The following is a 25,984-nucleotide window of genomic DNA, read 5'->3' on the forward strand; positions in this document are numbered from 1 at the left end:
ACTATGAAACAGACGAAGCTTGTAGAAATTACGGATATAGAGAAACAGAAAGCCATCCTCGAAGAAGCGGGCCGTATCATCCGCGACGGCGGCCTGGTCGTCTTTCCGACGGAAACGGTTTACGGTATCGGTGCCAACGGCCTCGATGCCGACGCCTGCCGCAGCATTTACGTCGCCAAAGGCCGTCCCAGCGATAATCCGCTCATCCTGACGGTGCCCGATGAAGAAGGGGCCCGCCAGGCAGCAGCTGTCATCCCGCCGACGGCACAGAAGCTCATGGACCGCTTTTGGCCGGGACCGCTGACTATCGTCTTGCCGCGAAAGCCCATCGTACCCGATGCGGCGACTGGCGGCCTCGATACGGTGGCCCTGCGCTGCCCAGATCATGATATCTGCCGGGCTTTCCTGCGCTGTGCCGGTGTCCCCGTTGCCGGTCCCAGTGCCAACTTGTCGACCCGGCCCAGTCCGACGACGGCAGAAGAAGTCATGCACGACATGGATGGCCGCGTCGATATGGTCATCGATGGCGGTCCTTGTCATATCGGCGTCGAATCGACCATCGTCGAATGTAACGGCGATGACGGTGTCACCATCCTGCGTCCCGGCGGTGTTACCATCGAGATGCTGCAGGAAGTCGTACCTCATGTCCGGCTTGACACGACACTGGTCACGGGGAAGGGCGTCCCCAAGGCGCCGGGCATGAAATATCGCCACTATGCGCCGTCGGCACCGATGACGGTTGTCGTCGGCCCTGTCGATAAGGTAACGGAAAAACTGCAAGCCTTATACGACCAGGCCAAGGGCGAAGGCAAGACCGTCGGTTTTTTGGTCAGCGAAGAAGTAGGAGCTTCGTTCCCTCATAAGGATATGTATATCTGGGGCCGTCATGGCGACAAGGAAGCCTTGGCCAATCAGCTCTATACGGGCCTCTTGTCCTTTGACAGTGACAAAGTCGACGTCATCCTGGCCGAAGGCATTGATGATGAAGGCCTGGGCCTGGCTATCATGAACCGCATGAAGAAAGCCGCCGGTGGTCACGTAGTCATTGTCGGTTAAACCTTTTCACACGACTCCGAAAGGGGTATAATAAAACTGAATTTATCAGCATACATGGGAGGAATTGATTATGAAATTAGTACTCGGCGCCGATCACGGCGGATTTGACCTGAAGGAAAACATCAAAGAATATTTGAAGGAACAAGGCATTGAATTCACCGATTACGGCACTTTGACGGGCGAACGCTGCGATTATCCGGACATTGCCAAGAAAGTCGCTGAAGCCGTCGCTGACGGTACCTTCGACCGGGGCATCCTCGTCTGCGGCACGGGCATCGGCATCGGCATTGCTGCCAACAAAGTCCACGGCATCCGGGCAGCTCTCTGCCACGACTGCTTCTCAGCAGAATATTGCCGCCGCCATAATGACGCTAACATCCTGACCATGGGCGGCCGCGTCATCGGTCCGGGCCTGGCCAGAGAAATCGTCCGCATCTTCCTCTCCACTGGTTTTGATGGCGGCCGCCACGCAGTCCGCGTCGCCAAAATTGCAGAAATGGATAAATAGGAAAGGAGATTTCACACATGCACGTACAAGTAATGGACCATCCGCTCATTCAGCACAAAGTCACGCTCATGCGGAAAAAGGAAACAGGTTCGAAAGATTTCCGCAACCTCTTGGAAGAAATCACCATGCTCATGGGTTACGAAATTACACGGGACCTGCCTTTAGAAGATGTTGAAATCGAAACGCCTGTCGCCAAAATGATGGGTAAACAGATCAGCGGCAAGAAATTGGGCATCGTCCCGGTTCTGCGCGCTGGCTTGGGTATGGTACAGGGCATGCTCAACCTCATCCCGACGGCTAAAGTCGGCCATATCGGTCTCTACCGCGACCCGCAGACGCTGGAACCGGTCGAATATTACTGCAAGCTGCCTGATGTCGAAGACCGCGATTTCATCATCGTCGACCCCATGCTGGCTACGGGCGGCAGTGCTTCCGCTGCCATTACGCTGCTGAAAGAAAAGGGCATCAAGAACATCAAGCTCATGTGCCTCGTCGCAGCTCCCCAGGGCGTCCAGAAAGTCAATGCCGACCATCCCGACGTCCGCATCTACGTCGCTGCTCTCGATGACAAACTCAACGACCAAGGCTATATCGTCCCCGGCTTAGGCGATGCCGGCGACCGCATTTTCGGCACGAAATAATCGTTCATCGACGTAGAGGCCGCCATAATCGGCGGCCTGCTCGGCTTCGCCAAACGAATCACGCCAAACGACCCACAAAAAAAGCCTGCCGCAAGGCAGGCTTTTTTTAATGCGCACAAGGATGAACCTTGGCGATAGCTTGTAAATCATAAGGTGTTTCTTGATAGACGATATTCAGCCAGTTATGATAGAACAGGTGGGCGTAGCTGCACCACGTGAAATATGGCCTCTTCGTATCGTTGTCATTCGGATAGTAGTTCTTGGGCACTGCAATGGGCAGGCCCTTTTTCTTATCCCGCAGGTATTCCTCTTCCAGGGTCCGCCGGTCGTACTCGAAGTGACCGAGGACGAAGAAACGGCGGTGATCCGGCGTACCGATGATGTTGATACCGTTTTCGACGGACCGTGAGAGGATGTCGAGCTGCGGCGTATTATAGACTTGGATGTCGTTAATCGCCGTATGCCGCGACTGGGGGATGAAGTAACGGTCATCGAAGCCCCGCAAGAGGGGGTGGTGCTTCTGGGTCAGCTGGTATTCAAAGATACCGAAGAGCTTGGCCGGCAGGAGCCGCTTTTCGATGCCATAGTAGTAATACAGGGCTGCCTGGGCGCCCCAGCAGAAGTGGAGCGTCGAGAAGGCATGTGTCTTGGCCCATTCAAAGTATGTCTTCATTTCCGGCCAGTAGTCGACAGACTCGAAAGGAATCTGTTCGACTGGGGCGCCGGTAATGATGAAACCGTCATAGTAATTATCCTTGATTTCATCGAAGACGTAGTAGTTTTCTTCTAAATAAGACGGATCGGTGTGGGTGCTCTCATGAGTTTCTGTGTGGCAGAAGTCCACTTCGACCTGGAGCGGCGAATCACCGAGGAGGCGGAGAAGCTGCAGCTCTGTCGGTTTCTTCAAAGGCATCAAGTTGAGGATAAGGATACGCAAAGGCCGTATATCCTGATGGAGGGCCATTCCCTTATCGATGGTGAAGATACCTTCTTCGTGAAGTTTTTCCTTGGCGGAAAGACCGTCAGCAATTTTAATAGGCATAGTGCATTTCTCCTTATCTTAGTTCTTAGATGGTTGCCAGTGCTTTTTCAACAGCAGCGAGGAGGTCTTCGATGTTTTCCAGGCCTACAGAGATACGGATCGTGCCCGGTGTGATACCGCAGGCGCGCTGTGCTTCTTCCGAAAGCTGCTGATGTGTCGTCGAAGCCGGATGAACGAGGAGGGACTTGGAGTCGCCGACGTTAGCCAGGTCGGAGAAGATGTCCGCATTGTCAATGAATTTACGGGCAGCTGCATAGCCGTCTTTCAATTCAAAGGAGAAAATCGAACCGGTTCCCTTGGGGAAGTATTTCTGAGCCAGTTTGTAGTACGGCGAAGACGGAAGGGACGGATAGTTGACCTTAGCGACTTTCGGATGATTTTCAAGGAAGTCTGCAATCTTCTGAGCGTTAGCGACGTGGCGTTCGATGCGAAGGGACAAGGATTCGAGGCCCTGGATGAGGAGCCATGCATTGAACGGGCTGATGCAAGCACCGAGGTCGCGGAGGGCTTTGGCGCGGATACGAGTTACGAAGCCAGCACCGGGGATATCCTTGGCGAAGTTAACGCCGTTGTAGGATTCGTCAGGCGAAGCAAATTCTTTGAAGCGGCCGGAACCAGCCCAGTCGAATTTGCCGTTTTCAACGATGAGGCCGCCCAGGGTCGTGCCGTGGCCGCCGATGAATTTCGTAGCCGAATGGACGACGATGTCAGCACCGTGTTCGAGCGGACGGAAGAGAAACGGCGTAGCGAAGGTGTTGTCAACGATGACCGGAAGGCCGTTCTTGTGGGCGATTTCAGCGATGGCTTCGAAGTCCGGAATGTTGATAGCCGGGTTGCCGAGGCTTTCCAGGTAAATGGCTTTCGTCTTGTCGTTGATGTATTTGGCAAAGGACTGCGGGTCATCGGGATCGGCGAAGTGCGTCGTAATGCCGAGGTGTTTGAATGTTTCACTGAACAGTTCGACTGTGCCGCCGTACAGCGTCGGAGCAGCGATGATTTCGTCACCGGCACCGGCAAGGTTGATAATGGAGTACGCAATGGCCGATGCGCCGCTGGCCGTAGCCAAGCCAGCTGTGCCGCCTTCCAGGGCTGCAATACGTTTTTCCAAGACGTCTTGCGTCGGGTTGGTCAAACGGCTGTAGATGTAGCCAGCGTCTTTCAAAGCAAAGCGGTCTTCAGCCTGCTGGGTATCTTTGAAAACATAAGATGTCGTCTGATAAATAGGAACGGCGCGGGCACCCGTTGCCGGATCCGGTACCTGACCTGCATGCTGCTGTAATGTTTCAAATTTGTAGTTAGTGTTTTCGCTCATAATACATTTCCCCCTAATATTGTAAAATATATATAATGTAATATAAACTTGAAAGCCTTGTAACAAAAAAAGCTTCCGTCCCAAGTAAGGGACGGAAGCACCGTGATACCACCCAATTTCACCCATCCTTCACAAGATGAGCCTCTTCAGGTACGCAGGCAGATGAGCCTTCAATACCATAGTGCTGTAACGGGCACGCCCGGATGGCCTAACTGTTCGACCAATCTGCTCGGAGTCCATCTTCCACGATGACCCTTGCATTCCCTTTCACCAAATGGGAACTCTCTGTGCCAATTCCTATCGTGTACTCTTCTCTTCATTGCAACACTATCAAGTTGTTGACGTAAGTCTACCATCAAAAATGCACTTTGTCAAATGATTTTCGCAAAAAAGTATAGAAAAAAATACGTTAAACGTTATATCATTCAGCGAAACATAACGGATGATGGAACTGCGTATAATAAGCCTATGCTTTCATGCACAGTCTCTTTTTTGGAGTTTGAAAAAACAAATTGACAATGTTATACTCTAATTATGAGTTAACGGAATTTGATTATAGATAGGAAACGCAGCATGAATCAGACTGAAAAATGTTTATCCTTTCTTTGGGCGAAAAAAAGGAACAAAGTGGTCAGTTTTTTTGGTTGCCTCTCACACTGCATTTGAAAGATACTATGGGGGTCATGAAGTTCTTGTGGCATCATTGGGTGAGTGAGGGACAAAGGGAAATCATTAGTCGTACATTGTCGGATACCGGAGAGGTGGCAATGGATATAGCTCGTCGTTTGGCATGTTTTTTGGCAGGAATTCATGATTTTGGCAAATGTACCCCTGCCTTTCAGACACAGAAGGGGTATCAAAATTCACCAGATTTGGATATAGCACTTCTGAATCGCTTGGAACAGGCCGGACTCACAGGCATTTCGTCATTGAACTTGGACATGGCTGCAAGAAAACGTTCACATCATACTGTGACGGGCGAATATCTGTTGCAATATTTCGGTGTGCAACAAGATATCGCTTCTGTCATAGGGGCACATCACGGTAAGCCTGTAGATAAAGAAGAGATCGTAACTAAGATGAAACGTTATCCTCGGTATTGCTTTCAGGATGAAACAAAAGGCCCTTGTCAAAGATTGTGGTTAGCAATGCAGAAGAAACTCCTAGAGGGGAGCTTGGAAAATTTTCCGATAAGTGTCTTTCCCGCACGAGCGGGGGTGATCCCCGATGTACATGACACCGCCAGTTTTGTTATCTCCAAAATAGATACCATAATTGGGAGTGCCATCGGAATTGATATAGGGTTTACCCAGGTTATCGTTTACATTTTGCAGGAAGTCACGTATACTTATATTAGAGCCAATTGTTGGTACTGGCCACGGAGGCGTCACCTCATTAGAGTGTGAATCCGTGGAGGTACTGCCAATGATTGGTTCTTTTTCATTTGATATATCATAAGCTCTAAATTGGGTATATTCTCCATCTTCAACACTAAAGCGTCTTTCCCGCACGAGCGGGGGTGATCCTGACTATCCAGATGCGACATTGTGTACGTGCTGGTCTTTCCCGCACGAGCGGGGCAACAATTCACAGAAGCTGCCGCATTATGCAGTTGTTTGCTTAATGCGACAGTCTGTTTTTGCCGCGTAGAGAAATACGGAATTATTTTTGAAAGAGCAAAGTGGAAGCCGTCCGAATATTACAAGTCATGCGGCTGCAGGCAGGCGATGAGGCTGTCTGTGTCTTTTTTTGTCGTAGCCCAGCTAGTGGCCAGGCGGATAATGGTATGGTCGGCATCGTAGGGTTCCCAGCGGCTGAAGGCGACGGTATGGCTTAACGCCTCGATTTTTTGGTTGTCCATGATGACGAAAATTTGATTGGTCACGGTGGGGATATAGAAAGTATATCCGGCTGCTTTCAAAGCCTGGCGGATGACATTGGCGCTTTCAATGGCTGGACGCCCGATTCGTTCGTAGAGGCCGTCGCTGAACAAGACATCGAATTGTGTACCCAACAGCCAGCCCTTAGCCAGCAAGGCGCCGTGTTGTTTGATGGTTGTAAAGAAGTGAGGAATCCGTCCCTTTTGAGGGATGACGACAGCTTCTCCGATGAGGGCACCACATTTTGTTCCGCCAATATAGAAGACTGTACAGGATGCGGCTAAATCGGCCAGGGTGATATCGTTTTCCGGGGCCGCTAGGGCATAGGCCAGGCGGGCTCCGTCCACGTAGAGCGGCAGGTCGTATTGGCGACAGGTTTCGGCTAAAGCCAACAATTCTTGTTTTGTGTACAGCGTGCCATATTCTGTCGGATGGGAAATATAGACCATGCCGGGTTGTACCATGTGTTCGTTGTTAGCATCAGCCCTAAAGGTTTCCATGAACTGTCGGACTGTGGAGGCTAGCAATTTTCCTTGTGTCTGCGGCAGCTGAATGACTTTGTGCCCCGTGTATTCGATGGCACCGGCTTCATGGATGCTGACATGTCCCGTCGTGGCGGCGAGAACACCTTCGTAGCGGTGTAACAGGGCATCGATGACGATGGCATTGGTCTGGGTACCACCGTTGAGAAAATAGATTTCTCCGTCGGGGCAGTGGCAGGCTTGTCGTATTTTGTCCTTGGCGCTGGTACTGATTTTATCGGTGCCGTACCCGCTTTGGGCTGTAAAATTCATGGCTGTCAATTTTTCTAAGATAGCCGGATATGTGCCTTCCATATAGTCTGAGGCGAATGGTAATAAAGTAGTCATAATGGGTCCTCCTTTTTGTCGAGTCCTTTACGGATGACCTCATTATAAGCTACAATAGGATAATGACACAAACGGTGATTTAGCATGTATGTCATGACGAAATGGGTGAATGAGTATATGGATAGTGTGAAATGCCAGGCTTTGCTCTTGGCGATTCAATATGGCAGTTTGACAGCGGCTGGCAAGGAACTGGGCTATACGCAGTCGGGGATGACCCGCATGATCCGCTCGCTGGAGAAGGAAATCGGCTTCCCGCTGCTCGTGCGCAATAAGCAGGGCGTCCGGCCGTCGGCCAATGGCCTGCAGATGGTGCCGGTTTTTCAGGAAGTCGTCCGGGCTTCGCAAAAGGCCGCCGACTTGGGGGCGGCCATCCAGGGGGTCCTGGCCGGCGTCCTCAATATTGGCAGTTATTATAGTGTCGCTGCGGCGTGGCTGCCGGCGATTTTGCGCCATTTCCAGACCCAGTATCCTAAGGTGGAGATTCATTTGTTGGAAGGGACGAATCAGGAGCTGGCCCAGTGGATTAATGAAAAGGCCGTCGACTGCTGTCTGGCCGCCAAGCCCGGAGGGGATGTGGCCTATGATTGGATTCCTTTGAAAGACGATGAGCTCGTCGTCTGGCTGCCGCCGGATCATCCTTGGACGGCAGAAAAGGAGATTCCCGTAGAATGGTTGAACGGCGCGCCTTTCGTCATCCCTCTGCCAGATCACGATACGGATATCGACCGTTTCCTGGCAGCTAAGCAGGTGCAGCCCGATATCCGTTTCACGACGACCGATCCGTACACGGCGTACTGCATGGTCGAAGAAGGCCTGGGAATCAGCATCAATAACCGCTTGACGACGGAGAAGTGGACTGGCCGCGTCGAACTCCGGCCTTTGGCCCCGGCTCAGTCGATTTCGCTGGGCCTGGCCGTCCCGGATATTCAGGAAATGTCACCGGCGGCGAGCAAGTTCGTTGCCCAGGTCTGGCAGATTGTCAACGGCAAGACGGAAAAATAGGAGTTTCCTCTCTATAGCAGAAAAAAAGCTTGACAAGGTATGCCTAAATCTGTAAAATAAATAGGTAAGCTTTTCACTTGGACTCCACTTAGCCCCGGAGAAAGAGCACCAAAAGCTTGGTCAGTTAGTTAAATTCAGGGAGGAATTACACAGCATGAAAACTACATTTATGGCTAATGCAGGCAACATCGAACGTAAATGGTTTGTTGTTGATGCTGAAGGCCAGACATTAGGCCGTCTTGCTGCCGAAGTAGCTAAAATTCTTCGGGGAAAACATAAACCTACTTTTACCCCGCATGTTGATACAGGCGATTATGTAATCGTAGTAAACGCAGCAAAGGTTAAATTAACAGGTAAGAAATTAATCCAGAAAACCTATTTCCATCATTCCGGTTATCCCGGTGGAGCTAAATTCACTCAGGCCGGTCATATGCTCGAAGCACGTCCGGAACGCGTTGTTGAAATGGCAGTTCGCGGCATGCTCCCGAAAAATAAATTGGGTGAACAGATGTATCGTAAACTGAACGTTTATGCAGGTGCCGAACATCCGCATCAGGCTCAGAAACCTGAAGTTTTGAAGTTAAACATTCGCTAATTAATACCGGGAGGAAGATTTCATGGCAGTAGCACAGTACTACGGCACTGGCCGTAGAAAGACATCCGTTGCTAGAGTTCGTCTGGTTCCGGGTCAGGGTAACATCACAGTCAACAAAAAAGAATTGAATGAATATTTCGGTCGTAAGACACTGGAATTGGTTATTAGACAGCCGCTCGTACTTACTGGCGTAAACGAACAGTATGACGTCATTGCTGACGTTAAAGGCGGTGGCCCGTCCGGCCAGGCCGGCGCAATCCGTCACGGCATCAGCCGTGCCCTTTTGGAAGTCGACGGCGATTTCCGTCAGGCTCTCAAAAAAGCTGGTTTCCTCACACGCGACCCGCGTGAAAAAGAACGCCGTAAATACGGTCTCAAGAAAGCTCGTAAGGCTTCCCAGTTCTCGAAACGTTAATCTTTTTTCAAGAGATTTTCGAAAAACCTATGCAAACAGAAGAGGTTGCCGCATGAAGGATATTCCCTTTATGCGCAGCCTCTTTTTTCAGTTCGAATTTGAAACTTCGGCAAACGAACCACGCCAAACGAACCACGAAAAGGGCTGTCGCATGAAGCGGCAGTCCTTTTTTACTACTAGCCCCGACGCCGTAAAGATGATAAAATGGATAGGAAACTAAACTGTTTGTGCTGTGAAGGGGGAATCTTCATGTTTACGTATTATATGCCGACGAAGGTATTTTTTGGAAAGGCCTGCGTGGCCCAGTCTGGCGATGTGCTGGCTGACTTGGGACGGAAAGCGCTGTTGGTCACAGGCCGTCATTCGGCCAAGGTCAATGGTTCTCAGGCGGCTGTCGTGGAAAAGCTGGATGAATTGGGGATTTCCTGGTTCCTTTTTGATGAGGTCGAAAATAATCCGTCTGTGGCGACGATTCGCAAGGCCGCTGCCTTTGCTTCGGAAAAGGGTGTCGATTTCGTCATCGGTATTGGCGGCGGTTCGCCTATGGATGCGGCTAAGGCCATCGCCTTGGTCTGCACGAATGAGCTGGATGATGAACAGCTGTTCACTGGGCCTTATGGCAAGCCTTTGCCCATTGTTGCCGTACCGACGACGGCTGGCACGGGCAGTGAAGTGACCAAGGTCAGTGTCTTGACGAATCCCAAGGCCGGGACCAAGCAGTCTATCAACACGCCTCTCATTTTCCCGACGTATGCCTTTGTGGATCCGGCTTTTACGGAAAGCGTCCCTGAAACGGTTACGGTTGATACGGCCATTGATGCCTTGTCCCACGCTGTCGAAGGCTATATGTCCACGGCATCGACGCCCATGAGCGATGTCTGGGCGGAAGAGGCTATGCGTTTCCTCGGCGTCCACTTGACGGACCTCACAGGCGATGTTTCGCCTGTCGTCCGGGAAGACCTGCTCTATGGGTCGACCCTGGCCGGCATCACGATTGCCCAGACGGGAACGACTATGGTCCACAGTATGGGCTATATGCTGACGTATTATAAAGGAATCAGCCACGGCCGGGCCAATGGCCTGCTCCTGCCGGCATACATGAAGCTCATGGAAGAAACGATGGCCGATAAGGCTGAAAAGGTCTGGGCTATCCTGGGCCTGGCGGGTCTCGACGATTTTACGGCCCTCATGAAGGATCTCATGGGCGATACGGTCGACTTGAGTGACGAAGAAATCAAGAAATTCGTTACCATGACTTTGCCCACTGGCGGCGTCCAGCGCACGCCGTATCCGGTCACGGCGGAATTGCTCACTCATATTTACCAGCAATTGATAGGGAACCGTTAACGTTGCGAGTTTGAAGTTGAAAGTTTGATGTTTGATGTGGAGGAGGTTAAATTTCAATCCATTGCCTCAAACGTCAAACATCAAACCTCAAACATAAAAGAGAAGGGGAACGCCATGATGGTATATTGCATTCATGTGACAGTCCCTACGAACCACGAACCACTATTATTATCACAGGAGGAATTTCATGGCAGAATTATTAGCCCCGGCAGGCTCTTTAGAAAATGTACTCACCGCCATTGACGCCGGTGCCGATGCTGTTTATTTTGGCGGGAAAGGCTTCAATGCCCGCAAATTTGCTCATAATCTCGACGATGCCGAAATCGGCCAGGCTGTCCGGACGGCTCATTTATTTGGCGTCAAAGTCTATGTCACCGTCAACATCCTTATGGCTGACACGGAATTAGAGGCTTTGTCTGCGTATTTGCAACGCCTCGACTCGTTCGGCGTCGATGGCATCATCGTCCAGGACCTGGCCGTAGCGGCCCTGGCCCGGAAAGTCGCTCCCAACCTGCCACTTCACGGCAGTACGCAGATGACGGTAGCCGATTTGGACGGCGTCCGTTTCTTGGAAGCCAATGGATTCACACAGGCTGTCTTGTCGCGTGAGTTGTCGGCTCAGGAAATCCGCTTCATCTGTTCGCAATCGTCTATTCCCATTGAAGTTTTCATCCACGGTGCGTCGTGCATGGCTTATTCTGGCCAGTGCCTGATGAGCAGTTTCCTCGGTGGCCGCAGCGGCAACCGAGGCGCCTGTGCCCAGCCCTGCCGCCAGCTGTATACCCTGCTCTGTGATGGCGAACCTGTCATGAAACACGAAGCATATGTCCTCAGCTTAAAAGATTTGAAGTCCCTCGATTATATTGATGAATTGCTCGATGCCGGTGTTACGTCTTTTAAAATCGAAGGCCGCATGAAGGGCGACACCTATGTGCGGACTGTCGTTTCAGCGTACCGAAAGGTCATCGATGCCCATTACCAGAGTCCGCAGCAGCGAAAGGCAGCTCATCGGGAAGCGGCAGCCCTTTTGGAAAGCGCTTTTAATCGCAGTTATCAAGCCGATTTCCTCGGAAATTGCGTCAGCCGCCATACACTGGCTGAGCGGAATCCATCGGGCCGGCAGACGGCCGACGACGTAGTCGGCGGCTTGACTCGAAAGCTTTCCATCTACGGCCACGTCGATGTGGCAGAAGATGGGAATTTGCGATTGACTTTGTGGGATGAAAATGGCCATACTGCATCGACTGTGGCCGATTTCCAGCCTGAACCGGCCCGTCAACGGCCAGCGACGGCCGATTATGTCCAGGGACAGGTCGGCCGCTTGGGCGACACGCCTTTTGTCCTGGCCAGTGTGACCGTCTGGGATGAAACGAAGATGATTCCGGCCAGCGTCCTCAACGGCCTTCGCCGTCAGGCTGTACAGGCTTTGATCGACAGTATTCTGGCGGATTACCCGCGGCCCGCAGCTGGTACGGCTCCGGATTGGCAGTCTTCGACTTTGCCGGATGAACCTGTTCAGGCCATGGAGCTCATCGTCCGCTGTGACAGTGTCGACGGCGTCGCCGCGGCGGTAGCTCATGGCGCTGATATCATCCTCTTCGGCGGCGAATCGTATCATCACCATCCCTTTGGCACCAAGGCTTGGCAGGCCGCTGTCCAGGCAGCGCATGAACAAGGGGCTGCCCTGTGGGCGGCTACGCCGCGCATCGTCCGCGAAGAACACCGGGCAGCTGTCCAGAATGAACTGGAACGGGCTATTGCCGCTGGCATCGATGGTATCTATGTTGGGGCCATGGCCGTCTTTACGATGTTGGAAGACTTGAACGTCACCCTGCCGGTCCGGGCGGACTGGTCCCTCAATATTTTCAACAGCCAGGCGGCCCAGGTCTATACGGCTTTGGGCTGTACTGCCGTGACGGCGTCTGTCGAAGCGACGCTGCGCCAGATGAAGGACATGGTCCGCCAGAGCGGCTGTCCCATCGAAGCCGTCGTCCAGGGGCGGGCAGAAATGATGGTCACCGAATCGTGCGTCATTTCTTCCTTTGCTGGCAAGGGCCAGAAGAAAGGATGCCCTGGAGTCTGTGCCCGCGGTGCCTATGCCTTACGGGACCGGCGGGATGAAACGTTCCCTGTCGTTACTGACCAGTATTGCCGTAACCATATCCTCAACAGCCGTGACCTGGATATGGCGCCGTATTATAAAGACCTTCGCCGCGCTGGCATCGCCGCCATCCGCATCGAAGGCCGCGGCCGCAATCCCCAGTGGATCGGCCAGCAAGTCAGCCGTTACCGCCGCCTCTGCGATGGGACGGAAACGATGCTCTTAGGGAAGGAAGACCAGACGGTGACGCGGGGCCATTTCTTCCACGGAATTTTATAATAATAGGAGTAATGCTATTTATGAATAAAAGAAGTATGCGGATTTTGGGATTCTATCAGGTCCAGAACATGCTGGTCCGCCTGGCACCGTCCCGTTTGTCCAAGGAAATCGCCCGCCGCCTGAGACCGGTGAACGACAGCGAAGTCATTGAACGGAATCTGACTGATACAGAAGAAGCCGTCCGCTGTATGCAGACGGAAACGAGTACGCCCTTCGGCGGCATCGTCGATATCCGGCCGTCTCTGGAAAAGGCTAAGCGCGAAGTGACCCTTGATTCGCATGAATGTATCGATATCTGGAATAATCTTCAGCATTATGGGGAAATCCGGTCTTTCTTTGCCGACCGCGGCGCCGAATATCCTCAGCTGGCCGAACAGGCAGACGTTATCGGCGATTTTTCCCAGTTGTCCCATTCTTTCGCGACGGTCTTCGACAACAATCGCCAAATACGGGACAATGCGTCGCCGGAATTGATGCGCCTGCGCAGCCGCATCGTCGAACTGGAACGGCAGACCAAGCGCTACGTCAATAATGTCTTGCAGAATAAGGAATACCAGAAGTATTTCCAAGATGCCCTGGTCACCGTGCGCAATAACCGTTATGTCATTCCTATCAAGCAGGAATACCGCCATGCTTTTCCGGGTATCGTCCATGATACGTCGGCCAGTGGCTCGACGCTCTATGTCGAACCGTTGGCCATCGTCAATGCCAACAACGACTTGCAAGCTGCACGCATTGGCGAAACGAAGGAAATCGAACGCATTTTCCGCCGTCTGACAGCGAAAGTACAGCAGCAGTACAACGATTTGTATGACAGCACGAAATGTGTAGGCCAGCTGGAATTTGCCTTTGCCAAGGCCCAGTTAGCCTTGAAGATGAAAGCCTGCCGTCCGGCTGTTTCTAAGACGCGGGAAATCAAGCTCATCCAGGCCCGCCATCCTCTTATCGACGCCAAACACGTCGTGCCGAATACCATTGTCATCGGCGGCGATTATCGCATCCTCCTCATTACGGGCTCCAACACCGGTGGTAAAACCGTTTCCATGAAGACCTTGGGCCTTTTGGTCCTCATGCATCAAGCCGGCCTGTTCATCCCCGTCGGCGAATCGTCGGAACTGCCCGTCTTCCGCGACGTATTTTCCGATATCGGCGACGAACAGGATATTTCCCAGAACTTGAGTACTTTTTCCAGCCATATGAAGCAGCTCATCTACATCCTCAAGCACTGCGGCCCGGACGACCTCATCCTGGCGGACGAACTCGGTTCCGGCACGGATCCAGCCGAAGGCAGTGCCATCGCCATTGCCATCCTCGATGCCTTTTATCAGAAAGGGTCGTATGTCATGGTCACCACTCATTACAACGACCTCAAGAACTATGCCTATAATACGCCGGGCATCGAAAACGGCCACGTCGAATTCGATATGGAAACACTGAAACCGACGTATAAATTGCGCATCGGTTCGGCCGGCAGTTCTCATGCTTTCAGCATCAGCGAACGCCTGGGTATGCCCAAGGACATCCTGGAAAAAGCAAAAGACCTGCGCAGCAAGGCGCAGGACATGGATATGGAAAAAGTCCTGACCCAGCTCAATGCACAGGCCAAAAAGATGGATGAAGAACAGGCTGAACTAGAATACCGCCTGCGTGAAGCGCGGAAACTGGAAGACGATCTGCGCAAAGAAAAGGATAAGGTCACGTCCAAGCGGCAGGATATCATCGATGCCAGCCGCCGCGATGCCGTCGACCTCAAGCGCAACCTCCGCGTCGAAGCGGAAAAGATTATCCGTGAACTGAAGGCCCAGTCCAAAGAGGGGACGGACCGGGAAAAGGCCAAGGCTATCGACAAGGCCCGCCGGGCGATCCAGCAGATTTCCCTGCCCGAAGCCGAAAAGCCTCAGCGCGACCCCATCGACCTGTCGAAGCTGAAAGTCGGCCAGCAGGTCTTCGTCAATAACCTGGACAGTGTCGGCACGGTCGAAGACATCGGCAGCAAACAGCTCACCGTCTCCGTCCGGGGCATGACGGTCCGCGTCAAGTTCAAAGATGTCAGCGCGCCGTACTTGGACGAATTGAAGAAAGAAAAACAGGCCGAAAAGAAAGCGGCTGCCGCTTCGTCATACCGGCCTATCCGCACGTCCAGCGTGGCGACGGAGTTGAACATCATCGGCAAGACGTTCAGCGAAGCCCTGCCGGAAGTCGAACGCTTCCTGGACCAGGCCCTGGCTGCCGGTTTCAGCCCGGTCAAAATCATCCACGGCAAGGGCAGCGGTGCCCTGCGCCGTCAGATCCACGCCTTCCTCGACGACCAGCCATTCGTCAAGAAATACCAGCTCGACGACGTAGACGGCGGCGGTGCCGGCGTCACCCTGGTCTATTTCTAAGGGAAGGGGGCGCATGAGGTTTCTGTCATCATGCGAGGGTCTTTTCTCTTTTATGTTTGAGGCATGGTTTTTAATTTAAAGCCATCCGCTAACCACTAGCCACTTAAAAGAGCTTGTCGTATGCGACAAGCTCTTTTTGCTATGTAATAAAAAAAGTTACACTAATTTCCGAAGAAGGGTTGACGAGATAGCTGTAATGTGATATATTACAACTATCCTAATTGTAAATAAATTAATTACAACAAGGAACATTCCATTTCAACATATATTTGCATTGCGCTGTGCGCAGAAAGGTAGTCTATTATGAATAAGAAAATTGCTGTTGTTGCTGCTGGTGGTCGTGTTTCTCGTAAGGTTATTTCTGAAGCGGTCCGCCGCGGTTTCGATGTGACGGCTTTTGGCCGCAAGGCAGAAAATATGACTGATGCCCAGCATTATGTACAGAAAGATATCCTCGATTTGACGGCGGCTGATTTGGCTGGTTTCGATGCTGTCGTCGACGGCTTTGGGGCCTGGACGCCGGAAACCCTGCCTGGTTATATGACGACGACGGAACATCTCTGCCAGATCCTCAGCGGCAGCCCAGTCCGCCTGCTCATCGTCGGCGGGGCTGGCTCACTCTTTACTAATAAAGAACACACGACTGTCCTGGCCGAAGCACCGGATTTCCCTGATGAATTCAAGCCTTTGGCAGCAGCTGCCGCTGAGGTTTTAAAGGCTATGCGCCAGCACGACGATGTCAAATGGACTTATGTCAGCCCGGCTGCGGACTTCCAGGCCGATGGCGAACGGACGGGGAAATACATCCTGGGCGGCGAAGAATTGACTTTGAACAGCCGTAACGAATCGATTATTTCCTATGCCGACTATGCCATCGCCATGGTCGACGAAATCGAAAAGGGCCATCACATCAATCAGCGCATCAGCGTCGTCCGGGCCTAAGTTTTTCATCGCTATTGAAGGAGGTGCCGGGAATGGAAAAGATTCAGCAGTTACAACGGGCTTTGCATGATTCAGCGGCCGTCGTCATCGGTGCCGGTTCGGGCCTTTCGACGGCAGCGGGCCTGACCTATTCCGGTGAACGGTTCCGCCGGTATTTCTCGGATTTCATCAGGAAATACGGCATCCGCGACATGTATTCCGGCGGCTTTTTCCACTTTTCCGATGTTCGCGAATACTGGGCCTGGTGGAGCCGGGCCATTTACATCAACCGCTACGTCCCGGCACCGACCGATGTCTATCGCCGTTTGTATGACCTGGTGCGGGACAAGGATTATTTCGTCTTGACGACCAATGTGGACCATCAGTTCCAGAAAGCCCGTTTCGATAAAAAGCGCTTGTTCTATACGCAAGGGGATTACGGCCTGTTCCAGGAGAAATATCCCGTGACGGCCAGGACCTATGATAATGAGGCGGTCATCGTCGCCATGATGGAGGCCCAGGGCTTCGTCTATGACTCACATCACTGCTTCGTGCCGCCGGAAAAGGGGACCGTCTCCATGCAGGTCCCGGCGGCGCTCTGGCCGCGCAGCCCCGAAGATGGCCAGGACCTGGTGCCCAACCTGCGCTGTGACGACACGTTCGTCGAAGATGCAGGCTGGAAGGCGGCGGCCCGCCGGTATCAGCAGTTTTTGCAGGACCATCGGCAGGGACGTGTGCTCTACCTGGAATTAGGCGTCGGCATGAATACGCCGGGAATCATCAAGATTCCTTTTTGGCAGTACACCCAGGCTAATCCGCAGGCCATCTACGCCTGCGTCAATGCCAGTGATGCCCGCAGTCCGGAATGGATCCGCCGGCAGGCCATCGGCATCGAAGGGGATATCGCCGATGTACTCACTGCCTTAGAAAGGGGGGAGAGTCATGAACCGTCATGAACAACTTGCTTTTTTGATTCACCAGCTTCAGCAGGAAATGCCGGAATACGCCGCTTATGACATTCCCGATGACGATGGTCAGGCGTTCCAGCTCTACCGGGCCTTGTGCAACGTCCGCCAGCCGGGGAAACATGTGCCGTCGCCGCAGTTCCTAGCTGCCGAAGCGGCTGTCCTCCAGGGACTGACGCGGGAAAAAGGGATTACCGATGGCCGCTATCTGCCGGCCATTCCTAGCCATGAGCATCTGCATCTCTGGCAAGGAGATATTACGACGCTGGCTGTCGATGCCATCGTCAATGCCGCTAATGACCAGCTCCTGGGCTGTTTTCGACCGCTCCACTCGTGTATCGACAATATGATCCATACTATGGCCGGCGTGGCTTTGCGGGAACGATGTTTTACTATCATGCAGGCCCAGGGCCATGCTGAGGCGACGGGCCAGGCGAAAATCACGCCGGCTTACAACCTGCCCTGCCGCTACGTCCTGCATACCGTCGGACCTATCGTCCGGGGGGCTTTGACGCCACAGACCCAAGGCCAGCTGGCTTCGTGCTATCGGAGCTGCCTCGACTTGGCCGCCGCCAAAGGCTGCCAGTCCCTGGCCTTCTGCTGCATCTCGACAGGCGTCTTCGGCTTCCCTAAAAAAGAAGCGGCCCACATTGCCGTAACCAACGTATCGCAGTGGCTGCGGCAACATGAGCCGATAGAAGTCGTCTTCAACGTTTTTACCGAGGAAGATTATAGGATATATAATCGTTATTTACATAAAGGAGTATGATTATTATGAAAAAGATTATTTTAGCTGTCCTCTTTGGAGCATTCAGTGTAAGCGGAATGGCTGCTTTTGCAACTGCCCCTGTTCACCAAGGTTATTCGGAAAATGGTGATTATCAAGCTGTTGTAAATCAGCAAATAAACACGACTGAGCTGAGAGGCCCAGTATCACATACCTATTCAGAAAATGGCGATTACCAAGCAGCTCCGGCCAGATAGAACCCTGCGGGCCGCCTTACCAGGCGGCCGATGCCAACCTCTTCCGAAGAACCTCTCAGACCGCCGTTGGCGGCCAGCTCCCCTATGAAGGGGAGCCTTTGGGCGCTCCTGCGCCTGATTTCCAGAGTCTATTGCGGCAAAGCCGCTTCTGAGTCCGAGCAAACAGGTCCCTACGGTGCGGCCATAAGGCCGCAAAAACGAACCACGAACCACTAGCCACGAGCCACGAACATTAAAACAGCATCTGGAAGTGGATGCGGGTCATTTCGTGGGGATCCTGGCTGCCGGTCTTGGCCTGGCTGGCGAAGGACTGCATGACGCTGAATTTCAGGTTCTTGGCGACGATGTAGTCGACGCCGATACCCCAGCTGCGCTGGTTATCCATGTCGCTGGAGAAACGCCACGTGAAGGGGTTGCCGCCGAGGAAGGAGCCGTCGTCGAGGTCGAGGTATTCCAGCCACGTATCCCAGCTGCCGGGAGCGGCGAAGGACGCATTGCCGTACTGGAGTTTGCCCATCCAGGCGTCGCCGTAATCCTGGCCGTCGACGTTCTTGACACCTGCGTTGAAGCCGATGTGTTCGTAGTTGGCCAGGGCGCTCCACTTGCCGTAGTTGCCGCGGGCGAAGTAGCCGGCAATGTATTTGGCGAAATAGTCTTCTCCCGAGCTGTGGTTGGACTGGTGGAGGCGGTTGTAGTAAATGCCGGCTTCGGAACGGGCTGCTTTGCCGCCGCCGAAGAAGACGTCGATTTCGCCGTAGCCCGTCTTCAAGCCGTCGGTACTGAAGTGGTCCGAATGGGCGTCGGAAATAGGTTTCACCGTATCGACGCCGGGCTTCTTGCCGTCCTTGAATTTGCCGTAGCCCGTGGTGATGGCCAGGTTATCGTTGTGATAGCGCAGTTCGGCGCCGTCCAGGGCATCGAAGTACTGCAGACCATAGGCGTCGCGGCCGATGCGGTAGACGTCATTGCGGCCGACGCTGAGTTCCCAGTTCTTGCTGCCGAAGTTGTAATCCACTTTGGCTAAATCCATATAGGGGTTGTTGCCTTCGTCAGAAGCGGCTTTGTTGCTGGCGAAGGGGCGAAAGCCCGTGCTGACACCGGCTGTGACCTTGGTGCGGTCATTGACCTGGCCTTGGGCACGGATGCGGAAGCGCGTATCCCAGGAATTGTCGTTCTTCTTGTTGCCGTTCTGGTAACGGTAACGGACGAAGGCATCGCCGAAAACGCGGGTGTTGCCGACGCGGTTTTCCAGGTTGGTCACGCGGACGCCGAGGTTGTTCAGTTCGTCGGCATATTCGTCAGCCAGCTTGTTGATCAGGGCCCGCTGTTCGACAGAGGCTTTGTCCATATGGGCCATGGCCTTGGCGACCATTTCAGCGGCTTCGTAGCGGGTGATGTTGCGATGGCCCTGGAAATACTGACCGTCGACGCCCTGGATGATACCGGCGTCGGCCAGTTCGACGACGGACTTGTAAGCCCAGCTGTCAGACGGGACATCGACAAAGGGATTCGCGGCTAAGGCCGACAGGGAAGTGACAGCTAAGGCGGCTGTCAGGGTACAGACTACTTGTTTCTTCACGAATCAAAGACCTTCTTTCTTCTCGTTCTTTTTGCGTATGCAGAAAAACGCATAAAATTATACATTGCATTTAGTATACTACGGCACGTTATGATTGTGTGTCAAATGAGAAGAAAGTTTACTTTTTATTTATAATTTTACGTGGCTGAAGACTTCACCAATCGGGTCGTGGAGCACCAGGTCGGCTGCGCTGTCCATGTCCGTACTGGATTTGTTGATCAAGACCAGTTTATGGCCGCGGTAGTAACGGACCAGACCGGCTGCTGGGTAGACGACGAGGCTCGTGCCGCCGATGATGAGCATATCGGCGTGGCTGATGTAGTACAGGGACTGTTCGATGACGTCGTTGTCCAGGCCTTCTTCATAGAGGACGACGTCAGGCTTGATGATGCCGCCGCAGGCGTCGCACTTGGGGATGCCTGTGGAATTCTTCATGTATTCGGCGTCGAAGAACTTGTTGCAGTGCATGCAGAAGTTACGATGGACGCTGCCGTGTAGTTCCAAGACGTTTTGGCTGCCCGCTTTCTGGTGCAGGCCGTCGATGTTCTGGGTGACGATGGCTTTTAGTTTGCCCGCTTTTTCCAGTTCGGCCAGTTTGATATGGGCCATGTTGGGCTGGGCGTCGAGGGCCAGCATCTTGTCGCGGTAGAAGCGGTAAAATTCTTCCGTGTTGTCCATGAAGAAGGAATGGCTGAGGATCGTTTCGGGCGGGTATTTATAGTGCTGGTTGTACAGGCCGTCGGTGCTGCGGAAATCGGGGATGCCGCTTTCCGTCGAGACGCCGGCGCCGCCGAAGAAGACGATGTTATCGGAATTTTTGACCATGTCGACGAATTTTTCAATATCTGTCATCGTAAGGGCTCCTTTCACACATGATACGTATCTTTTAATAATTGCAGACCCGATGGGGTACGGAATACCTTGTCGCGGAAGGTGGCAATGGCTTCCGGTTTCAGCTGGTCTTCATAGGCGTTGACCAAAAAATCGGCTTCCAGGAGTATCTGGTAGTCCAGGCCGTCGATGCCGTCGTAGGTGTGGTGGTGGGCGATGAGGAAGCAGACCCGGTCGATGAGCTTTTCGTCAGCACCGAGTTCTTCCAGGATGGCCCTGGCCGGGGCGGGACCTTCGATTTCCTGGTATTTGCCCGACGAGGAACCGTATTTTTCTTCGGCTGCGTGGATGCCGATGTCGTGGAGGACGGCGGCTGTCCGCAGGATGTCCTGCTGGTCTGCCGGCAGTCCTTCCAGGCGGCCGATGGTGTCGGCGTAGGCGTAGACCTTGAGGAAATGGTGGATGCGCCGGGCGTCGCCGTGGTCGAAGGCGATGGCTTTTTGTATTACTTGTTCAATAGATGTCATGGGAATCCCTGCCTTTCCTTTTCATTATACTACAGGGTCGGGAGGATAGGAACGGGGTAGGACCATTCCTCCATAACCTATTGACAAATTATCATAGAATCCTTTATCATTTTTAAAGAACTTCTTTATTTATTTTATACTTTTTTTGTTTTATAGTAAGGATGTGATTCTATGATTATGGCTGTCCTGAACTATCTCGATGATGTCCTTTATTATCCTATTTTAATGGTCATCCTCATCGCAGCCGGCCTTATTTTTTCCTGGAAGACGCGCTGTGTCCAGCTGCGCCTGTTCCCGGAGAGTATCCGTGTCGTCATGGAAAAACCGACAGAAGCCGGGAAAGTATCGTCTTTCCAGGCCCTTATGGTTTCGACGGCGTCCCGTGTCGGTACGGGCAATATCATCGGCGTATCGACGGCAATCTGCCTGGGTGGTCCCGGCGCTGTCTTCTGGATGTGGCTCCTAGCCATCATCGGCGGGGCGACGGCCTTTATTGAAAGTACGTTGGCTCAGATTTACAAGCGCCGCAATCCCTTAGGCCACAGTTACGGCGGTCCGGCCTATTACATTGAAACGGCCATGCATCAGCGCTGGCTCGGCGTCCTCTTTGCCTTTGCCCTGATCGTGACTTATGCCGGCGGCTTTAACCTGCTCTGCTCGTTCAACATGCAGTCGACGTTCCTCGTCTACAGTTTCTACGACCCGACGACGACGCCGTGGATCATCGGCGCTGTCTTTGCCGCTCTCGTCGCATACTGCCTCATCGGCGGCGGCCAGCGTATCATTAAGGTCACATCGGTCCTGGTTCCGGTCATGGGCGGCGTCTATATCCTGGCAGCCCTCATCGTCATCCTTTTCCACATCACCAGCCTGCCGCAGGTCTTCGCCATGATTTTTGCCGATGCCTTCGATTTCCAGTCCATCCTCGGCGGCATCTCCGGCTCCTGCATGATCTATGGTATCAAGCGCGGCCTCTATTCCAATGAAGCCGGTATCGGTTCGGCCCCGAATGCGGCAGCCGCAGCCGATGTCAGCCATCCGGTTAAACAGGGCCTGGTCCAGATGCTGTCGGTCTTCATCGACACCCTCCTGGTCTGCAGTGCCACGGCTTTCATGGGCCTTTTCTCGGGCGTGCCCATCACCAAGGAAGTAGCCGGTGCGGCTTATGTCCAGAATGCAGCGACAGCCGTCTTCGGCGGCTTCGGTCCGCTCCTGATTACGATTTGTATGCTCCTCTTCGGCTTCTCTACGCTCATCGGCAACCTGTTCTACGTCGATAACTGCATCCGCTTTATCCACAAGGGGGCTCCGTCCCACGGTTTCGTCAATACCTTCCGTATTGTCTGCGTCCTCGTCGTCTTCGTCGGCGCCGGCATGTCCATGGCCGCTGTCTGGGATATTGCCGATATCCTCATGGCTGTCATGTGCTTCATCAACATCCCGGCCTGCTTCATCCTGGGCAATACGGCTGTCAAAGCTATGCGCGACTACCAGCAGCAGAAGAAGGAAGGCAAGAACCCTGTCTTCAAGGCGGCTTCCATCGGTATCGATGAAAGTACGGTCCAATATTGGAAGTAATCCTCTTGACAAATGGGGGAGAAGCCTTTACAATACGTCTATGTACAAGTAATTGTCATAAAAAATGAAAAGCGATGAACAAGACGGCCAGTGTCGCCTACGCCTTTTCAGCGAACCGGGGATAGTGAGAGCCCGGCAAAGGCCGTATGCTGGCGGATCACTTGGGAGCTGCAGCTGCGAACCAGCTGCCGGGTCGCGTCGTTATTGCGCGTCAAAGTGGCTGCTCCGGCAGTCAATAGGGTGGTACCACGGTGATTACGTCTTCGTCCCTTTTGGGACGGAGACGTTATTTTTTTTCACAGATTCAGAGGAGGAAACATAATGGATTACGGTAAGACTTTACATCTGCCTCAGACCGATTTCCCCATGCGCGGCAACTTGCCGAAACGGGAACCGGACTTTTTGAAATTCTGGCAGGACAACAAGATTTATGAAAAACGCTTGAAGAAACGGGACGGTGCGCCCAAGTTTATTCTTCACGACGGTCCTCCGTATGCCAATGGCAAAATCCACATCGGCCATGCATTGAATAAAGTATTAAAAGATATTATCCTCAAATATAAGACCCAGCAGGGCTGCTACACGAAATACGTTCCCGGCTGGGATACGCACGGCCTTCCTATCGAACATGCCGTCATCAAAGATACGGGCTTGAACCGCCACGAAATGGCACCGCTCGACTTGCGCGCCAAATGCCGTGACTACGCCTTGGCCCGCGTAGAAGAACAGAAGAAAGACTTTATCCGCCTCGGCGTCCTCGGTGATTGGGACCATCCGTACCTGACCTTGCGCAAACCCGTCGAAGTCGCTCAGATCGGTGTCTTTGGCGAAATGGCCAAGAAAGGCTATATCTACAAAGGCCTGAAGACTGTTTACTGGTGCCCGCACTGCGAAACGGCCCTGGCTGAAGCTGAAATCGAATACAAGGATGATAAGTCCTTCTCCATTTACGTTAAATTCAAGTCCGTCGACCTCAATTGCCATATGCCGAAAGGCGCTGACCCGGACAAAGTCTTCGCCCTCATTTGGACGACGACGCCTTGGACCATTCCTTGCAACGTTGCCATCAGTGCCAACGAAAACTTTGAATACGTCTGGGTCCGCATCGGCGATGAATACCTGCTCATGGCCAAAGATTTGGTCGAACCGACCATGAAAGCTGGCAAAGTCGAAGACTACGAAGTCCTGCCGGACGTCATGACAGGCAAGCAGCTCGAAGGCTTGGTCTTCAAGCATCCCTTCTACGACCGCAAGGTTCCCATCATCCTCGGCGACCACGTCACGCTCGAAGCTGGTACCGGCCTCGTCCATACCGCTCCGGACCATGGCCAGGACGACTTTGATGTCTGCAAGAAATATGCTGCTTGGGGCCTCAAACCGTTGGGTACTGTCGACGGCACAGGCCGTTATACCGACAAGGTTCCTGGTTTTGAAGGTCAGTTTGTCTTCGATACGAACGTACCGGTCATCAAAAAATTAGCTGAACTGGGCGCCCTTTTTGCCAAGAGCACTTTCCGCCATCAGTATCCGCACTGCTGGCGCTGCAAGGAACCGATCATCTACCGCGCTACGGAACAGTGGTTTGCTTCGGTTGACGGTTTCCGCCAGAAAGCACTCGACGCAATCGATACAGTCAAATGGATTCCGTCCTGGGGCCACGACCGCATTTACAACATGATTCACGACCGCGGTGACTGGTGCATTTCCCGTCAGCGTGTCTGGGGCGTGCCTATTCCTATCTTCTACTGCGAAGACTGCGGGGAACACATCATCAACGACGAAACCATCGCTCACTTGCAGAAGATGTTTGCCGAAGAAGGGTCCGATACGTGGTGGATGCACGACGTCAAGGAACTCATGCCGGAAGGCTATAAATGCCCGCACTGCGGCGGTACACACTTCCGCAAGGAAACGGATATCATGGACGTCTGGTTCGACAGCGGCTGCACCCATCAGGGCGTACTGAAAAACGATCCGGACCTCGATTATCCCTGCGAAATGTACCTGGAAGGCTCGGACCAGCATCGCGGCTGGTTCAACAGCTCCCTGCTCACGTCGGTCGCTGTCAACGGCTATGCACCGTATAAATCGGTTTTGACCCACGGCTTCACCGTCGACGGCGAAGGCCGCAAGATGAGTAAATCTGTCGGCAACACCGTCGCTCCCCAGGAAGTCATCGAAAAATATGGTGCTGATGTCCTCCGCCTGTGGGTATCGTCGGCTGATTATCAGGGTGATATCCGCTTGTCGCCGAAGATCTTGAAACAGCTCTCCGACGTCTACCGCAAGATCCGCAACACCTTCCGTTACCTCCTGGGCAACCTGGCTGACTTCGATCCGGCTAAGGATATGATTGCCTACCAGGACATGACGGACCTCGATAAATGGGCTCTCCTGCGCCTGGAACAGGTCTTCGAAGAAGTTACCGACGCTTATGAAAATTACCAGTTCCACGTCATGTACCACGCTATCCACAACTTCTGCACCGTCGATTTGAGTGCCATGTACCTGGATGTCATCAAAGACCGCCTGTACACGGAAAAGGCTGATTCCCAGATCCGCCGCAGCGCCCAGTCGGCTATGTACGTCATCCTCGATACGCTGGTCAAGATCGTCGCACCGGTCCTGTCCTTCACGGCAGAAGAAGTATGGCAGAACATGCCGGCTGTCGAAGGCAAGGAAGAAAGTGTCCTCCTCACGGATTGGCCGAAAGCTCATAAAGAATACCTCGACGCCGACCTCGATGCCCGCTGGGCTCAGTTCTTGTCGTACCGCCGCGATTTGACGCGTGTCCTCGAAGGCGCTCGTAAAGAACACAAGATCGGCCATGCTCTCGACGCTGCCGTCACTATCTATGCCGATGGCGAAGATTACGATTTCCTCAGCCAGTGGCAGGATCAGCTGGCTACGCTGCTCATCGTCAGCGAAGCCAAACTGGTCAAAGGCGAAGCTCCGGCTGATGCCGTTGCCGGTGAAGACCATGCTGATATGAAAGTCGTCGTCGTCCCGTCGACAGCTGAAAAATGCGAACGCTGCTGGATCCACAGCGATACCGTCGGCTCTGACCCAAATCACCCGACCCTCTGCGCCCGCTGCGCCGCCGTATTAAGTGAATAAAAGTTGAATGAAAAAGGCGCTGTCCCATGAAGACAGCGCCTTTTTTAGGTG

The 25,984-nt window shown here is 53.2% G+C and carries 22 protein-coding genes and 1 other annotated feature; of the genes, 16 read left to right on the forward strand and 6 right to left on the reverse strand.

Features of this window, described 5'->3' with window-relative positions; all coding sequences use genetic code 11:
• The first annotated feature begins 3 nt into the window (after positions 1 to 3).
• The 3 genes from C6362_RS08215 to upp all read left to right on the forward strand — a co-directional run bounded on the left by C6362_RS08215 (position 4) and on the right by upp (position 2,205).
• Positions 4 to 1,056: an L-threonylcarbamoyladenylate synthase gene (locus C6362_RS08215; RefSeq protein WP_014017128.1), complete on the forward strand. Its 1,053-nt coding sequence runs from the start codon at positions 4 to 6 to the stop codon at positions 1,054 to 1,056.
• A 70-nt stretch (positions 1,057 to 1,126) separates the two neighbouring features.
• The gene (gene rpiB, locus C6362_RS08220; protein WP_014017127.1) at positions 1,127 to 1,564 is read left to right on the forward strand and encodes a ribose 5-phosphate isomerase B; all 438 of its coding nucleotides are present in this window, start codon (positions 1,127 to 1,129) and stop codon (positions 1,562 to 1,564) included.
• A 17-nt stretch (positions 1,565 to 1,581) separates the two neighbouring features.
• Positions 1,582 to 2,205, forward strand: coding sequence for a uracil phosphoribosyltransferase (gene upp, locus C6362_RS08225; RefSeq protein ID WP_014017126.1), 624 nt, complete (start codon positions 1,582 to 1,584; stop codon positions 2,203 to 2,205).
• A 106-nt stretch (positions 2,206 to 2,311) separates the two neighbouring features.
• On the opposite strand, the gene C6362_RS08230 is transcribed toward upp, so the two are convergent.
• Complete coding sequence (locus C6362_RS08230) at positions 2,312 to 3,247, reverse strand: homoserine O-succinyltransferase (RefSeq protein ID WP_014017125.1); 936 nt, start codon at positions 3,245 to 3,247, stop codon at positions 2,312 to 2,314.
• A 25-nt stretch (positions 3,248 to 3,272) separates the two neighbouring features.
• Positions 3,273 to 4,559, reverse strand: coding sequence for an O-acetylhomoserine aminocarboxypropyltransferase/cysteine synthase family protein (locus C6362_RS08235; RefSeq protein ID WP_014017124.1), 1,287 nt, complete (start codon positions 4,557 to 4,559; stop codon positions 3,273 to 3,275).
• Positions 4,560 to 4,643: 84 nt separating this feature from the next.
• Positions 4,644 to 4,888: a binding site (T-box leader), on the reverse strand.
• Positions 4,889 to 5,149: 261 nt separating this feature from the next.
• Between C6362_RS08235 and C6362_RS08240 the strand changes: the two genes are divergently transcribed.
• Positions 5,150 to 5,965: a CRISPR-associated endonuclease Cas3'' gene (locus C6362_RS08240; RefSeq protein ID WP_041647335.1), complete on the forward strand. Its 816-nt coding sequence runs from the start codon at positions 5,150 to 5,152 to the stop codon at positions 5,963 to 5,965.
• A 293-nt stretch (positions 5,966 to 6,258) separates the two neighbouring features.
• Here C6362_RS08240 and C6362_RS08245 read toward each other — a convergent pair whose 3' ends face one another.
• Positions 6,259 to 7,308, reverse strand: a complete 1,050-nt coding sequence (locus tag C6362_RS08245) for a threonine aldolase family protein (protein WP_014017122.1) — start codon at positions 7,306 to 7,308, stop codon at positions 6,259 to 6,261.
• A gap of 117 nt (positions 7,309 to 7,425) precedes the next feature.
• On the opposite strand from C6362_RS08245, the gene C6362_RS08250 reads away from it, so the two are divergent.
• From C6362_RS08250 to C6362_RS08295, 10 genes are all read left to right on the forward strand, one after another.
• Positions 7,426 to 8,310 carry a LysR family transcriptional regulator gene (locus C6362_RS08250; protein WP_041647629.1) on the forward strand — a complete coding sequence of 295 codons (885 nt, stop codon included), beginning with the start codon at positions 7,426 to 7,428 and terminating at the stop codon, positions 8,308 to 8,310.
• A 154-nt stretch (positions 8,311 to 8,464) separates the two neighbouring features.
• Complete coding sequence (rplM, locus tag C6362_RS08255) at positions 8,465 to 8,905, forward strand: 50S ribosomal protein L13 (RefSeq protein ID WP_014017120.1); 441 nt, start codon at positions 8,465 to 8,467, stop codon at positions 8,903 to 8,905.
• A gap of 22 nt (positions 8,906 to 8,927) precedes the next feature.
• Positions 8,928 to 9,320 (forward strand): 30S ribosomal protein S9, encoded by a 393-nt coding sequence (gene rpsI / locus C6362_RS08260; protein WP_014017119.1) that lies wholly within the window; start codon positions 8,928 to 8,930, stop codon positions 9,318 to 9,320.
• Positions 9,321 to 9,569: 249 nt separating this feature from the next.
• Entirely contained in the window at positions 9,570 to 10,667 is a 1,098-nt protein-coding gene (locus tag C6362_RS08265; RefSeq protein WP_014017117.1) for an iron-containing alcohol dehydrogenase family protein, read from the forward strand.
• 187 nt (positions 10,668 to 10,854) lie between these two features.
• Positions 10,855 to 13,047, forward strand: a complete 2,193-nt coding sequence (locus C6362_RS08270; RefSeq protein WP_014017116.1) for a DUF3656 domain-containing U32 family peptidase — start codon at positions 10,855 to 10,857, stop codon at positions 13,045 to 13,047.
• Between the two features lie 20 nt (positions 13,048 to 13,067).
• Positions 13,068 to 15,431, forward strand: coding sequence for an endonuclease MutS2 (locus tag C6362_RS08275; RefSeq protein ID WP_014017115.1), 2,364 nt, complete (start codon positions 13,068 to 13,070; stop codon positions 15,429 to 15,431).
• A 303-nt stretch (positions 15,432 to 15,734) separates the two neighbouring features.
• Positions 15,735 to 16,373: an NAD(P)-dependent oxidoreductase gene (locus C6362_RS08280; protein ID WP_014017114.1), complete on the forward strand. Its 639-nt coding sequence runs from the start codon at positions 15,735 to 15,737 to the stop codon at positions 16,371 to 16,373.
• Between the two features lie 32 nt (positions 16,374 to 16,405).
• Positions 16,406 to 17,308 carry an SIR2 family NAD-dependent protein deacylase gene (locus C6362_RS08285; protein WP_014017113.1) on the forward strand — a complete coding sequence of 301 codons (903 nt, stop codon included), beginning with the start codon at positions 16,406 to 16,408 and terminating at the stop codon, positions 17,306 to 17,308.
• On the forward strand, positions 17,295 to 18,086 hold the full coding sequence (locus C6362_RS08290; RefSeq protein WP_014017112.1) for a protein-ADP-ribose hydrolase: 792 nt from the start codon (positions 17,295 to 17,297) through the stop codon (positions 18,084 to 18,086). Before C6362_RS08285 ends, C6362_RS08290 begins: the two co-directional genes overlap by 14 nt.
• Positions 18,087 to 18,091: 5 nt before the next feature.
• A complete protein-coding gene (locus tag C6362_RS08295) occupies positions 18,092 to 18,301 on the forward strand; it encodes a hypothetical protein (RefSeq protein WP_014017111.1) in 210 nt (69 codons plus the stop codon).
• A gap of 232 nt (positions 18,302 to 18,533) precedes the next feature.
• On the opposite strand, the gene C6362_RS08300 is transcribed toward C6362_RS08295, so the two are convergent.
• From C6362_RS08300 to C6362_RS08310, 3 genes are all read right to left on the reverse strand, one after another.
• Complete coding sequence (locus tag C6362_RS08300; protein WP_014017110.1) at positions 18,534 to 19,880, reverse strand: S-layer homology domain-containing protein; 1,347 nt, start codon at positions 19,878 to 19,880, stop codon at positions 18,534 to 18,536.
• A gap of 129 nt (positions 19,881 to 20,009) precedes the next feature.
• Entirely contained in the window at positions 20,010 to 20,732 is a 723-nt protein-coding gene (locus C6362_RS08305; RefSeq protein ID WP_014017109.1) for an NAD-dependent protein deacylase, read from the reverse strand.
• A gap of 14 nt (positions 20,733 to 20,746) precedes the next feature.
• Positions 20,747 to 21,238 carry an HD domain-containing protein gene (locus C6362_RS08310; protein WP_014017108.1) on the reverse strand — a complete coding sequence of 164 codons (492 nt, stop codon included), beginning with the start codon at positions 21,236 to 21,238 and terminating at the stop codon, positions 20,747 to 20,749.
• Positions 21,239 to 21,409: 171 nt separating this feature from the next.
• Between C6362_RS08310 and C6362_RS08315 the strand changes: the two genes are divergently transcribed.
• Positions 21,410 to 22,816, forward strand: a complete 1,407-nt coding sequence (locus tag C6362_RS08315; RefSeq protein ID WP_014017107.1) for an alanine/glycine:cation symporter family protein — start codon at positions 21,410 to 21,412, stop codon at positions 22,814 to 22,816.
• 321 nt (positions 22,817 to 23,137) lie between these two features.
• Positions 23,138 to 25,933, forward strand: a complete 2,796-nt coding sequence (gene ileS / locus C6362_RS08320; RefSeq protein ID WP_014017106.1) for an isoleucine--tRNA ligase — start codon at positions 23,138 to 23,140, stop codon at positions 25,931 to 25,933.
• Positions 25,934 to 25,984 lie beyond the last annotated feature (51 nt).

Origin of the sequence: Megasphaera elsdenii DSM 20460, from assembly GCF_003010495.1 — a bacterium.
In the GTDB taxonomy this organism is placed as follows: domain Bacteria; phylum Bacillota; class Negativicutes; order Veillonellales; family Megasphaeraceae; genus Megasphaera; species Megasphaera elsdenii.

Bases quoted from the DNA above. Each gene is read 5' to 3' on its own strand.
- C6362_RS08270 (WP_014017116.1), top strand. From the start codon at position 10,855: ATGGCAGAATTATTAGCCCCGGCAGGCTCTTTAGAAAATGTACTCACC.
- rpsI (WP_014017119.1), top strand. From the start codon at position 8,928: ATGGCAGTAGCACAGTACTACGGCACTGGCCGTAGAAAGACATCCGTT.
- C6362_RS08235 (WP_014017124.1), bottom strand. From the start codon at position 4,559: ATGAGCGAAAACACTAACTACAAATTTGAAACATTACAGCAGCATGCA.
- C6362_RS08265 (WP_014017117.1), top strand. From the start codon at position 9,570: ATGTTTACGTATTATATGCCGACGAAGGTATTTTTTGGAAAGGCCTGC.
- C6362_RS08305 (WP_014017109.1), bottom strand. From the start codon at position 20,732: ATGACAGATATTGAAAAATTCGTCGACATGGTCAAAAATTCCGATAAC.
- C6362_RS08275 (WP_014017115.1), top strand. From the start codon at position 13,068: ATGAATAAAAGAAGTATGCGGATTTTGGGATTCTATCAGGTCCAGAAC.
- C6362_RS08295 (WP_014017111.1), top strand. From the start codon at position 18,092: ATGAAAAAGATTATTTTAGCTGTCCTCTTTGGAGCATTCAGTGTAAGC.
- C6362_RS08310 (WP_014017108.1), bottom strand. From the start codon at position 21,238: ATGACATCTATTGAACAAGTAATACAAAAAGCCATCGCCTTCGACCAC.
- C6362_RS08250 (WP_041647629.1), top strand. From the start codon at position 7,426: ATGGATAGTGTGAAATGCCAGGCTTTGCTCTTGGCGATTCAATATGGC.
- rplM (WP_014017120.1), top strand. From the start codon at position 8,465: ATGAAAACTACATTTATGGCTAATGCAGGCAACATCGAACGTAAATGG.
- C6362_RS08230 (WP_014017125.1), bottom strand. From the start codon at position 3,247: ATGCCTATTAAAATTGCTGACGGTCTTTCCGCCAAGGAAAAACTTCAC.
- C6362_RS08315 (WP_014017107.1), top strand. From the start codon at position 21,410: ATGATTATGGCTGTCCTGAACTATCTCGATGATGTCCTTTATTATCCT.
- C6362_RS08280 (WP_014017114.1), top strand. From the start codon at position 15,735: ATGAATAAGAAAATTGCTGTTGTTGCTGCTGGTGGTCGTGTTTCTCGT.
- C6362_RS08245 (WP_014017122.1), bottom strand. From the start codon at position 7,308: ATGACTACTTTATTACCATTCGCCTCAGACTATATGGAAGGCACATAT.
- C6362_RS08290 (WP_014017112.1), top strand. From the start codon at position 17,295: ATGAACCGTCATGAACAACTTGCTTTTTTGATTCACCAGCTTCAGCAG.
- upp (WP_014017126.1), top strand. From the start codon at position 1,582: ATGCACGTACAAGTAATGGACCATCCGCTCATTCAGCACAAAGTCACG.
- C6362_RS08285 (WP_014017113.1), top strand. From the start codon at position 16,406: ATGGAAAAGATTCAGCAGTTACAACGGGCTTTGCATGATTCAGCGGCC.
- C6362_RS08240 (WP_041647335.1), top strand. From the start codon at position 5,150: ATGTTTATCCTTTCTTTGGGCGAAAAAAAGGAACAAAGTGGTCAGTTT.
- rpiB (WP_014017127.1), top strand. From the start codon at position 1,127: ATGAAATTAGTACTCGGCGCCGATCACGGCGGATTTGACCTGAAGGAA.
- C6362_RS08215 (WP_014017128.1), top strand. From the start codon at position 4: ATGAAACAGACGAAGCTTGTAGAAATTACGGATATAGAGAAACAGAAA.
- ileS (WP_014017106.1), top strand. From the start codon at position 23,138: ATGGATTACGGTAAGACTTTACATCTGCCTCAGACCGATTTCCCCATG.